Below are 11,327 nucleotides of genomic sequence, written 5' to 3'. Positions count from 1 at the left end.
GTGCGCCACGCCTGCGGCGCGCTTCCTCCATCCACCCTACTTGCCGGTAACTATGCGGCCAAGGCCCGTCCGCGGGAGGCGAAGGTCACACTTGGGTCGCCCGCGACGGGGGGTGCCTGCGACGGGGGCGCCCCCCCGTATCGGAACTCCGCACCGGGGGGCTGTGCCCACCCGTGCCGCCCTGCGGCACGCCTGCCCACAGCGGGACCACCCACCCACCCCCTTCGCCGCTCGGTGCGGAGTGTTGGGTGGGTGGGTGGGAAAGGTTCGCCGCGGAGCGGCGGGAAGGGCGGAGACGGCCCGAGGTCAGGAAAGGGCCGTGACCAGAACGGGCGTGACCTGGGAGATCTGCCACTGGCGAGCCCCGTGCGCGGCCAAGGCACCCGCCACGGATTCCGCGTCCACCTGAGCCGGCGGCTCCCAGCAGACCCGCCGGACCGTGTCCGGAGTGATCAGGTTCTCCTGGGGCATGTTCAGCTGCTCGGCGAGCGCCGAGACCGCGGCCCGCGCCGCGGAGAGCCGCGCCGCGGCGGCCGGGTCGCGGTCCGCCCAGGACCGGGGCGGCGGCGGCCCGCTCACCGTCTGCCCGGGCTGCGGAAGCTCCGAGTCCGGCAGCGCCTTGGCGCGGTCGACCGCCGCCTGCCACTGCTCGAGCTGACGCCGCCCCATCCGGTGCCCGAAGCCGGTGAGACCGGCGAGCGCGTGCACGTTGGGCGGCAGCGAGAGCGCCGCCTCGACGATCGCGCCGTCGCTGAGCACCTTGCCGGGGGACACGTCACGCCGCTGCGCGACCTTGTCGCGTGCGGTCCACAGCTCGCGCACCACGGCCATCTGACGGCGCCGCCGCACCTTGTGCATGCCGGACGTCCGGCGCCAGGGGTCCTTGCGGGGCGGCGGGGGCGGCGCGGAGGAGATGGCGTCGAACTCCTCGCGGGCCCACTCCAGCTTCCCCTGCCGGTCGAGCTCCTTCTCCAGGGCGTCGCGCAGATCGACGAGCAGCTCGACGTCGAGCGCCGCGTACCGCAGCCAGGGCTCGGGCAGCGGCCGTGTCGACCAGTCGACGGCGGAGTGCCCCTTCTCCAGTACGTAGCCGAGGACGCTCTCGACCATCGCGCCGAGCCCCACCCGCGGGAACCCGGCGAGCCGGCCCGCGAGCTCCGTGTCGAAGATCCGCGATGGAATCATGCCTATTTCGCGCAGGCACGGCAGGTCCTGGGTGGCGGCGTGCAGGACCCACTCGGTGTCGCCGATGGCCTCGCCGAGACCCGAGAGGTCGGGGCAGGCGACGGGGTCGATGAGCGCGGTGCCCGCGCCCTCGCGGCGGAGCTGGACGAGATAGGCACGCTGGCCGTACCGGTAGCCGGACGCGCGCTCGGCGTCGACGGCGACGGGGCCCGTGCCCGCGGCGAAGGCGGCGACCACCGTGGCGAGGGATTCCTCGTCGGCGATCACCGGGGGAATGCCGTCACGCGGCTCGAGCAGTGGGATCGGCAGCCCTTCAGGAGCGAGGCCGTCGTCGTCCGGAGGAGCGCCTCCGGTGGTTCGCAGTGAGCTGTCTGCTGCGGTCTCTTGGGCGTCGGTCACCTGTCAAGGGTATCTGTGTATGCACAGCGCCCGTCGACGGAACGTTCCGTCGACCGGCGCTGGAGGGTTGTAAATCAGTCAGTGGATGATTCCGGTACGCAGCGCGACCGCTACCATCCCGGCTCGGTCACCCGTGCCGAGCTTGCGCGCGATGCGGGCGAGGTGGCTCTTCACGGTGAGGGCGGACAGGCCCATCGAGACGCCGATGGCCTTGTTGGACTGGCCCTCGGCGACCAGGCGGAGCACCTCGACCTCACGGCCGGACAGCTCGCGGTAGCCGCCGGGGTGGCTGGGGGCGCCCGGAGGGCGGCGGTGCATTCTGGCGGCGGCCGAGCCGATGGGTGCGGCGCCGGGGCGGGTGGGGAGTCCGACGTTCGTACGGGTGCCGGTGACGACGTAGCCCTTGACGCCGCCCGCGAGGGCGTTGCGCACGGCGCCGATGTCGTCGGCGGCGGAGAGGGCGAGGCCGTTGGGCCAGCCCGCGGCACGGGTTTCGGAGAGGAGCGTCAGGCCGGAGCCGTCGGGGAGGTGGACGTCTGCGACGCAGATGTCACGGGGGTTGCCGATGCGGGGACGAGCCTCCGCGATGGACGAGGCCTCGATGACATCGCGTACACCGAGCGCCCAGAGGTGGCGGGTGACGGTGGAACGGACGCGGGGGTCGGCCACGACGACCATGGCGGTCGGCTTGTTCGGGCGGTAGGCGACCAGGCTTGCGGGCTGCTCGAGGAGAACGGACACCAGGCCTCCTGGGGTGGCGGGACGGAACCGGCTCGGGGATGAAGCCGGGACGAACCGTGCTTTTCAAGGTCACAAACCTCTTCGGCACCAATCCCGCCCGCCTTTAGAGAATGATCACGATTTGGTGAGTCTCAATCCGGGCAATTCGGACACGCACTCGATCATCCGAAGATCAAACCGAACGCGCCGCCCTACGGGTGACATGCGCGAACCCCGCGGCACGGGGCCGCGGGGCACTCGTAAGGGTGGGGAAAATCCGTCATGGGTCGGGGGCGTCAGGTGGTTGACGGTCCGCGGCGCTGGGGGAGCGTGACGACGGAGCCGTCGCCGGGGCCCGCGGGCGGCAGGCCCGCGACCTGACAGAGCAGATCGCACCAGGCGGCGAGATGCGCCGCGGTGTCGGGCACCCCGCCCGCACCCTCCCGCGGGGTCCACGAGGCGCGAATCTCGATCTGGGAGGCGGGCGGGCGCGACGCGAGCCCCCCGAAGTAGTGGGATCCGGCGCGCGTCACCGTGCCGCTCGCCTCCCCCGCCGAGAGTCCGCGCGCGTGCAGCGCCCCGGTCAGCCAGGACCAGCAGACCTCCGGAAGGAGCGGATCCGCCGCCATTTCCGGTTCCAGTTCCGCCCGTACGAGCGTGACGAGGCGGAAGGTGCCCTGCCATGCGTCGTGTCCCGCCGGATCGTGGAGCAGTACGAGCCGCCCGTCCGCGAGGTCCTCGTCGCCGTCCACGACCGCCGCTTCCAACGCGTACGCGTGCGGCGCGAGCCGCTGCGGCGGCCGCGTCGGATCGATCTCGATCTCCGGCCGCAGCCGTGCCCCCCGCAGCGCGTCGACCGCCGCGCGGAAGGGCAACGGAGCCGAATCCGCCACCTTCCCCTCCGAACTCTCCATCTCGCCAGCGCCGTCCGACCGTTGTCCCTGAGCCGCAGCCATGCGGGGAAGGTTAAGGGGAACGGCGCCTTCGCGCAGGGAGAGACACCCGTCAGGGGGTTCCCGGTCAACGTGCGAGACTTTCCGCGTGAGTGCCAACCAGAGCCAGAGCCCCGCGGGCCGGCAGAACGCAGCGACGTACGACTCCCCCTTCATGAAGGCGTGCAGGCGTGAGGCCGTGCCGCACACGCCGGTCTGGTTCATGCGGCAGGCGGGGCGCTCACTTCCCGAGTACCGCAAGGTCCGTGAGGGCACCGCCATGCTGGAGTCCTGCATGCGGCCCGACCTCGTCACCGAGATCACGATGCAGCCGGTGCGCCGTCACGGCGTCGACGCCGCGATCTACTTCAGCGACATCGTCGTACCGCTGAAGGCGATCGGGATCGACCTCGACATCAAGCCCGGCGTCGGCCCCGTCGTCGCCAACCCGATCCGTTCGCGCGCCGACCTCGCGCAGCTGCGGGACCTCACGCCCGATGACGTCCACTACGTCACCGAGGCGATTGGCATGCTGACCGCCGAGCTCGGGTCGACGCCGCTCATCGGGTTCGCCGGTGCGCCCTTCACCCTCGCGAGCTATCTCGTCGAGGGCGGGCCGAGCCGCAACCACGAGCACACCAAGGCCCTGATGTACGGGGACCCGCAGCTCTGGGCCGATCTGCTCGACCGGCTCGCGGAGATCACCGGCGCCTTCCTGAAGGTGCAGATCGAGGCGGGCGCGAGCGCCGTGCAGCTCTTCGACTCGTGGGTGGGCGCGCTGTCGCCCGCCGACTACCGGCGCGCGGTGATGCCCGCGTCGGTGAAGGTCTTCGACGCGGTCGCCGGGTACGGCGTGCCCCGGATCCACTTCGGTGTCGGCACGGGCGAGCTGCTCGGGCTCATGGGTGAGGCGGGCGCGGACGTCGTCGGCGTCGACTGGCGGGTGCCGATGGACGAGGCCGCGCGCCGCGTCGGGCCCGGCAAGGCGCTGCAGGGCAACCTCGACCCGGCCGTGCTCTTCTCGACGCGCGAGGCCGTCGAGGCCAAGACGGACGAGGTGCTCGCCGCCGCGAACGGCCTGGAGGGACACATCTTCAACCTCGGCCACGGCGTGCTGCCGTCCACCGACCCCGAGGCGCTGACCAGGCTCGTCGAGTACGTGCACACGCGCACCGCCGTCTGAAAGTTTGTCTGAAAAAGGGTCCCTGCCGGGAGCGGCGGGGACCCTTTTCGGTGCGGTGGCGCCCGGCTCTTCAGCGCGGCGTGCCGTCCGCGGCCCAGAGCGCGTCCAGGGACTCCTTGAGGGAGTACGTCGGGGTCCAGCCCAACTCCCGCTCCGCGGCGCCCACATCGGCGCACTGCCAGGGCGCCGGTGCCGCGCGGCCCACCGTGCCGAGCGTCTCCGCGAGGCGCCCCGTGAAGCGCGCGGCGCGGACCAGGCCGTGGGCCAGTTCGCGCGCGGGGACGGCGCGGCCGCTGCCGATGTTCAGGACCCGCGACACGGGACCCGGCACGGTGAGCGCGCGGGCCACGGACTCCGCGACATCGCGTACGTCGACGAAGTCCCGGTGCGCGGAGAGATCGCCGACCCGCACCGTGGGATGCCGGGAGTGGCTCACCGCGCGGCTCAGTTCGGCGGTGAGGCGGCCGGGCAGACCGGCGGGCGGCGCCCCGGGGCCCACCGGGGTGGTGACGCGCAGGACCACCGCGTCGAGCCCCGCGTCCAGGACGGTGAGGGTGCCGGCCAGCTTGGTGGCGCCGTACGGGGCGAGCGGGCGGGCCGGGGTGTCCTCGGTCGTGCGCTCGCCGACGGCGCTCGGCCCGTACTCGGCGACCGAGCCGATGTGCACCAGGCGCGCGGTGGGCGTCGCGTACCGCATCGCCTCGCACAGGACGGCCGGGCCGCGGGAGTTGATCTCGGCGAGGGCCAGCGCGTTGCCGCCGACCGCGCCCGCGCAGTTGACCACGGCGTCGGGCGCGGCCCGCACCAGCTGGTCGGCCAGCGCGGCGGGGGCGACGGTGGCGAGGTCGATCCGCAGATCGTCCACGGGGGCGCGCCCGGCCCTGACCAGTCGCACGCCCGGCAGGGCGCGCAGCCGCTCGGTGATGTGCCCGCCCAGGTAGCCGGTGGAGCCCAGGAGGAGAATGCGCACGGCCGCGTCACGCTCCCTTGCGGGGCAGGGCTGCGGTGCCAAGGGCGATGGTGTGATTCATCCGGTGCGTGGTCCCCTCCACGGTCGGGCCGTGGGGGTGTCTTCCCACCCCGCACGGCCCGCCCCCTCCCCAACGGCACGGTCACACGTCGCCGTGTGTGTCCGTGCCGCTCTGACGCGTCACATAGTGCGGTCCACTTGTGGGGTCTGTGCCGATTCTGTGAAACCTGGCGGAAAAAAAGATCGCGATCCCTTAGCGGCGCGAGAGGGGTGGTGCGGGCAGCGTGATGCGCCCCGGAACTGCGGCTTCCGGGGCGCCGTGGCCGCTCAGAGGGGGTGCCCGGGGGTGCTCGCGGGGCGGGCGACGGACATCTGTGCCGCGCGTGGGCGCGCTCCCGCGGCGCGGGAATCCGGGGCGCGCCGAACCGCCCGAATCAGCCAAGTGGAACGGGCGGTGGCAGCGCGGCCCTTCGTCAGAAAGCGCGTTCTGACCTGCACGGCAAGCGCGTTCTGCGGTGCCGGGCGGGGCATGAATCAGGGCGTCTTCCCGCCCCGCCCTCGTGATCAGCCCGCCCGGACCGCCGTCACCGCCTTGCGCGCCGCCACCAGGACCGGGTCCCACACCGGGGAGAACGGCGGGGCGTAGCCGAGGTCGAGCGCCGTCATCTGCTCCACCGTCATCCGCGCCGTCAGCGCGACCGCCGCCACGTCGACGCGCTTGCCCGCGCCCTCGCGGCCGACGATCTGGACCCCGAGGAGCCGTCCCGTGCGCCGCTCGGCGAGCATCTTCACGGTCATCAGGGCCGCGCCCGGGTAGTAACCGGCCCTGCTCGTCGACTCGATGGTCACCGCCACGAACTGGAGCCCGGCCGCCCGCGCGTCCTTCTCGCGCAGGCCGGTGCGGGCGATCTCCAGGTCGCACACCTTGCTGACGGCCGTGCCGACGACACCGGGGAACGTCGCGTAACCGCCGCCCACGTTCGAGCCGATGATCTGCCCGTGCTTGTTGGCGTGGGTGCCGAGCGCGATGTGCCGCTCGCGCCCCGACACCAGGTCGAGGACCTCCACGCAGTCGCCGCCCGCCCACACGGCCCCGCCCGCCGTGTCTCCACGCACCCGCATCGCCAGGTCGGTGAGGAGCCCGCCGTGCTCGCCGAGCGGCAGCCCCGCCTCGCGGGCGAGCGCGGTCTCGGGACGTACGCCGATGCCGAGCACCACCACGTCGGCCGGGTACTCGGCGTCCTCCGTGGCCACCGCCCTGACCCGTCCGTCGTCGCCCGTGAGGATCTTGGTGACCTCGGCGTCGTTCACCATCGCGATGCCCATGCCGGTCATCGCGTCGTGCACCAGGCGGCCCATGTCCGGGTCGAGCGTCGACATGGGCTCCTTGCCGCGGTTGACGACCGTCACCTCATAGCCGCGGTTGATCATCGCCTCGGCCATCTCGACGCCGATGTAGCCCGCGCCGATGACCACGGCCCTGCGGCCCGGCGTCCTGGCCAGGGTGTCGAGCAGCGCCTGCCCGTCGTCGAGGGTCTGCACGCCGTGCACACCCGGAGCGTCGATGCCGGGCAGCGCGGGGCGGATCGGCCGCGCGCCGGTGGCGATGACGAGCTTGTCGTACGCCGTCCAGGACTCCTCGCCCGATTCCAGGTCGCGCGCCAGGACGCGCCTGCCCGCCGCGTCGATCCGCGTCACCTCCGTACGCATCCGCAGGTCGATGCCCCGTTCCCGGTGCTGCTCAGGGGTGCGCGCGATGAGGTCGTCGCGCTCCTCGACGTCGCCGCCCACCCAGTAGGGGATGCCGCAGGCGGAGTACGAGGTGAAGTGGCCGCGCTCGAACGCGACGACCTCCAGCTCGTCCTGCCCCTTGAGCCTGCGTGCCTGCGACGCGGCGGACATGCCGGCCGCGTCGCCCCCGATGACCACAAGTCGCTCTCGTGTGCTGCTCATACGGACACGCTACGGCGCGGTGGTGCGCACCTCTCACGGGGCGCCGTCGGGCTCGGGTGCCGTGGCCGGGTCCGCCGCCGGGTGGCGCCGCAGCCGGTTGCGTACGAGCCGCAGCCACAGCGCGAGGAGCAGCGCGGCCACCGCCGCGAACGGCAGCACCGCGGCCAGCGCGACGCCGATCCACCGCAGCGTCGTCACGAACGCGTCCCAGCCTCCCGAGAGGGCGTTCGCGAGCGTCGTGTCGTCGTCCTCGGCGTCCGCCGTCGCCGCGTTCTCGGTGAGCGACAGGGTGATCGTCGCCATGGTCGTACGGTTCTTCAGCGACTCCTGCTGGGCGAGCAGCGCCTCAAGGTCGGCCTGACGGGTGCTCAACTCCCCTTCCAGGGTGACCACATCGCTCAGCTTCGTCGCCTTGTCCATCAGCTCCCGCACCCGCGCCACGCTCGCCCGCTGCGACGCGATGCGGCTCTCCACGTCGACGACCTGGTCCGTGACGTCCTGCGCCTTGGCGTCGCGGTCGATCAGCTTGCCGGTGCCTTCGAGCGCGGTGAGCACGGCCTCGTACGCGTCCTGGGGGACGCGCAGGACGACACGGGAGCGTTCGCGTCCCTCGTCGTCGCGCGACGTGCTCTCGTCGCCGACGATGCCGCCCGCGTCCTCCGCGGCCGTGCGGGCCCGGTCCAGTGCCGCGGGCACGTCCTTGACCCGGACGGTGAGCTTCGCGGTGCGGATGATGTGCGTGCCGGACGGCCTGATCGGCTTCTTGGCACGGGACTTGTCGGCCTGTCCGCCGCCGGAGCCCGCGGCGCCCTTGCCGTCGGCCGGGCCCGCCTCGTCGCGCGCGGCCGAACCGGCCGCCTTGTCCCCGCCGCTGTCGGCGGAGTCGTCCGCGGAGCACCCCGTGAGCGCGAGCGCGACCGCGAGAAGGACGGCGGAAAGGACCTGGATCGTGCGGTGCCGGGCTGTGCGGTGCCGGGACGTGCGGTGGTCCGGCCTGCTGGACGCGTGCATCGGCGTACCCCCGAGGGACGTGGTGAGAGTTGCTCCGTTGGCTGCTCCTTCGACGCCGGAAGGCGGCGGGACGGTGGTTGCCGACCGGTCCCGATGCGGTCACGGTCGGGACTCGCCGGTCTGAGAGAGTGGAGGCATGCGCGAAACGGACACACGTACGGGTAGCGGCCATGCCGTCGTCATCGGGGGCGGGATCGCCGGACTTGCCGCCGCGCACCGCCTGCTCGCCGCCGACCCCGGCACGCGCGTGACCGTCCTCGAAGCCTCCGACCGGCTCGGCGGGAAGCTGCACGCCGGTGAGATCGAGGGCGTCCGCGTCGACCTCGGCGCCGAGTCCATGCTGGCCCGCCGACCCGAGGCCGTCGCGCTCGCCCGCGAGGTCGGCCTCGCCGACCGCCTGCAGCCGCCCGCCACCGCGACCGCGTCGATCTGGACCCGCGGCGCCCTGCGCCCGATGCCCAAGGGCCACGTCATGGGCGTCCCCGGTGACGCGTCCGCGCTCTCCGGAGTCCTCTCCGACGAGGGCCTGCGCCGCATCGAGCGGGACCGCGAGCTGCCGCCCACCGAGGTCGGCGACGACGTCGCGGTCGGCGCGTACGTCGCCGAGCGCCTGGGCCGCGAGGTCGTCGACCGCCTCGTGGAGCCGCTGCTCGGCGGGGTGTACGCAGGGGACGCGTACCGCATCTCGATGCGCTCCGCCGTCCCGCAGCTCTTCGAGGCCGCCCGCACGCACGCCTCCCTCACGGAGGGCGTCCGCGACATCCAGGCGCGCGCCGCACAGAACCAGCAGACCGGGCCCGTGTTCATGGGCATCGACGGCGGCATCGGCGAACTGCCGCTCGCCGTCGCCGACGCGGTACGCGCGCGTGGCGCCGAGATCCTGACGAACACGCCGGTCACGGAGTTGCGGCGGACCCCCGACGGCTGGCGCGTGGTCACCGAAAGCGGCCTCTACGAAGCGGACGCCGTCGTCCTCGCCCTCCCCGCACCCGCTGCCGCCGAGCTCCTCGACGCCGAGTCGCCCGCGGCCGCCGCCGAGCTGCGCACCGTCGAGTACGCCTCCATGGCGCTGATCACCCTCGCCTACCGGCGCGCCGAAACCGACCTCCCCGAAGGCAGCGGTTTTCTTGTGCCGCCCGTCGACGGGCACACCATCAAGGCGTCCACCTTCGCCAGCCGCAAGTGGGGCTGGATCGACGCGCAGAACCCGGACCTGCTCGTCCTGCGCACCTCGGTGGGCCGCTACGGAGACGTGGCCGACCTCGCCCGCGAGGACGGCGAACTCGTCGACGTGTCCCGGCACGACCTGCGCGAGGCCACGGGACTGACCGCCGCCCCCGTCGCCGCCCGCGTCACCCGCTGGACCGACGGCCTCCCGCAGTACCCGGTGGGCCACCACGCGCGCGTGGCCCGCATCCGCGCCCACGTCGCCCGGCTGCCCGGCCTCGCCGTCTGCGGAGCGGCGTACGACGGAGTGGGCATCCCCGCCTGCATCGCGAGCGCCAACGCCGCCGTCGACCAGCTGGCCGGCGACCTTGAATCGGAGGGGGCTGCGCGTAGCGCTTCGGATAAGGGTGGTGGCGGGCGACGGGCGGGCGTGCAGGAGCTCACCCGGAACCCGGTGCAGAGCCTGCACGGCGGCGGAGGAGAATAGCCGCATGAGTGACGACGCCCCCGCCAAGACCCCCAACGCCGGCAAGAAGGCCAAGGACCTCAACGAGGTCATCCGCTACACGCTGTGGTCCGTCTTCAAGCTGCGTGACGTGCTCCCCGAGGACCGCGGCGGCTACGCCGAAGAGGTCCAGGAGCTGTTCGACCAGCTCGCCGCCAAGGACATCACGATCCGCGGCACCTACGACGTCTCCGGCCTGCGCGCCGACGCCGACGTCATGATCTGGTGGCACGCCGAGACCGCCGACGAGCTGCAGGAGGCCTACAACCTCTTCCGCCGCACCAAGCTGGGCCGCGCGCTGGAGCCTGTCTGGTCGAACATGGCGCTGCACCGCCCCGCCGAGTTCAACAAGTCGCACATCCCGGCCTTCCTGGCCGACGAGACGCCCCGCAACTACGTCTCGGTCTACCCCTTCGTGCGCTCCTACGACTGGTACCTGCTGCCCGACGAGGACCGCCGCCGCATGCTCGCCGACCACGGCAAGATGGCCCGCGGCTACCCCGACGTGCGCGCCAACACGGTCGCCTCGTTCTCCCTCGGCGACTACGAGTGGCTGCTCGCCTTCGAGGCCGACGAGCTGTACCGCATCGTCGACCTGATGCGTCACCTGCGCGCCTCCGAGGCCCGTATGCACGTCCGTGAAGAGGTGCCGTTCTACACCGGCCGCCGCAAGTCCGTCGCGGACCTCGTGGCGGGTCTCGCGTAGCCGGTAATTCGCTTGCCGCGCCCACGCGGTGCGGGTTTCATCGAGAGGCCGGGCCAACTGGGGCCCGGCCTCTCGTGCGTGGACAGAAAGCCGGTGTTGTATGCCCAGGGCCCTGCGGAATCTCTCGACGTCACCCCATTCCGCATCGCTCAGGAGTCACTGCCGTCATGTCCCGCAACACTTCCAGGAGGGCGCGCACTGAAGCACGCGCCCAGTCCTTCCGCTGCCTCCAGTGCGGTCTCGACGTCTCGATGACCGCGCCCGGCACGGGGCACCGCAACCACTGCCCGAACTGTCTGTGGAGCCGCCATCTGGACGACACCCCCGGGGACCGGGCCGCGGACTGTGGTGCCCGGATGGAACCACTTGCCATCTCCGTGCGCGGAGACGGCGAGTGGGTCATCGTCCACCGGTGCGTTCACTGCGACGTTCTGCACGCGAATCGCACGGCGGGCGACGACAATGCGCTGCCGCTGACGCGGCTTGCCGTACGCCCGCTGGCGCAGCCGCCCTTTCCGCTGGAGCGGCTCGGGGCGTTGTGAGATCGTTCCCCGCGCCCCTACGGGGCACTCCGCAACGCCCGAGCCCCCGTAAGG

General features: G+C 72.7%; 10 protein-coding genes. 4 read left to right on the top strand and 6 right to left on the bottom strand.

What is annotated here, in order from left to right; genetic code table 11:
• Positions 1-306: 306 nt before the first annotated feature.
• The 3 genes from ACFWZ2_RS34895 to ACFWZ2_RS34885 all read right to left on the bottom strand — a co-directional run bounded on the left by ACFWZ2_RS34895 (position 307) and on the right by ACFWZ2_RS34885 (position 3,260).
• Positions 307-1,584: an HRDC domain-containing protein gene (locus ACFWZ2_RS34895; protein ID WP_384552664.1), complete on the bottom strand. Its 1,278-nt coding sequence runs from the start codon at positions 1,582-1,584 to the stop codon at positions 307-309.
• Positions 1,585-1,662: 78 nt separating this feature from the next.
• The gene (locus tag ACFWZ2_RS34890; protein WP_030687574.1) at positions 1,663-2,325 is read right to left on the bottom strand and encodes a response regulator transcription factor; all 663 of its coding nucleotides are present in this window, start codon (positions 2,323-2,325) and stop codon (positions 1,663-1,665) included.
• Positions 2,326-2,600: 275 nt separating this feature from the next.
• On the bottom strand, positions 2,601-3,260 hold the full coding sequence (locus tag ACFWZ2_RS34885; RefSeq protein ID WP_384552661.1) for a DUF3000 domain-containing protein: 660 nt from the start codon (positions 3,258-3,260) through the stop codon (positions 2,601-2,603).
• An 85-nt stretch (positions 3,261-3,345) separates the two neighbouring features.
• Between ACFWZ2_RS34885 and hemE the strand changes: the two genes are divergently transcribed.
• Positions 3,346-4,419 (top strand): uroporphyrinogen decarboxylase, encoded by a 1,074-nt coding sequence (gene hemE, locus ACFWZ2_RS34880; RefSeq protein WP_384552659.1) that lies wholly within the window; start codon positions 3,346-3,348, stop codon positions 4,417-4,419.
• Between the two features lie 70 nt (positions 4,420-4,489).
• Here hemE and ACFWZ2_RS34875 read toward each other — a convergent pair whose 3' ends face one another.
• From ACFWZ2_RS34875 to ACFWZ2_RS34865, 3 genes are all read right to left on the bottom strand, one after another.
• Positions 4,490-5,389 carry an NAD-dependent epimerase/dehydratase family protein gene (locus ACFWZ2_RS34875; protein ID WP_384552657.1) on the bottom strand — a complete coding sequence of 300 codons (900 nt, stop codon included), beginning with the start codon at positions 5,387-5,389 and terminating at the stop codon, positions 4,490-4,492.
• A 564-nt stretch (positions 5,390-5,953) separates the two neighbouring features.
• Positions 5,954-7,342, bottom strand: coding sequence for an FAD-dependent oxidoreductase (locus ACFWZ2_RS34870; protein ID WP_384552655.1), 1,389 nt, complete (start codon positions 7,340-7,342; stop codon positions 5,954-5,956).
• Positions 7,343-7,375: 33 nt separating this feature from the next.
• Positions 7,376-8,353: a DUF4349 domain-containing protein gene (locus ACFWZ2_RS34865; protein WP_384552653.1), complete on the bottom strand. Its 978-nt coding sequence runs from the start codon at positions 8,351-8,353 to the stop codon at positions 7,376-7,378.
• A gap of 136 nt (positions 8,354-8,489) precedes the next feature.
• On the opposite strand from ACFWZ2_RS34865, the gene hemG reads away from it, so the two are divergent.
• The 3 genes from hemG (at position 8,490) to ACFWZ2_RS34850 (ending at position 11,273) form a co-directional block, all read left to right on the top strand.
• Positions 8,490-10,007: a protoporphyrinogen oxidase gene (gene hemG / locus ACFWZ2_RS34860; RefSeq protein WP_384552651.1), complete on the top strand. Its 1,518-nt coding sequence runs from the start codon at positions 8,490-8,492 to the stop codon at positions 10,005-10,007.
• Between the two features lie 4 nt (positions 10,008-10,011).
• The gene (hemQ, locus tag ACFWZ2_RS34855) at positions 10,012-10,731 is read left to right on the top strand and encodes a hydrogen peroxide-dependent heme synthase (protein WP_384552649.1); all 720 of its coding nucleotides are present in this window, start codon (positions 10,012-10,014) and stop codon (positions 10,729-10,731) included.
• A 167-nt stretch (positions 10,732-10,898) separates the two neighbouring features.
• Positions 10,899-11,273 carry an RNHCP domain-containing protein gene (locus ACFWZ2_RS34850; protein WP_384552647.1) on the top strand — a complete coding sequence of 125 codons (375 nt, stop codon included), beginning with the start codon at positions 10,899-10,901 and terminating at the stop codon, positions 11,271-11,273.
• Positions 11,274-11,327 lie beyond the last annotated feature (54 nt).

Source organism: Streptomyces sp. NPDC059002 (assembly GCF_042740435.1).
Lineage (GTDB): Bacteria > Actinomycetota > Actinomycetes > Streptomycetales > Streptomycetaceae > Streptomyces.
The sequence above is the reverse complement of the archived record's forward strand: the minus strand, read 5'-3'. Positions and strand labels throughout refer to the sequence as shown.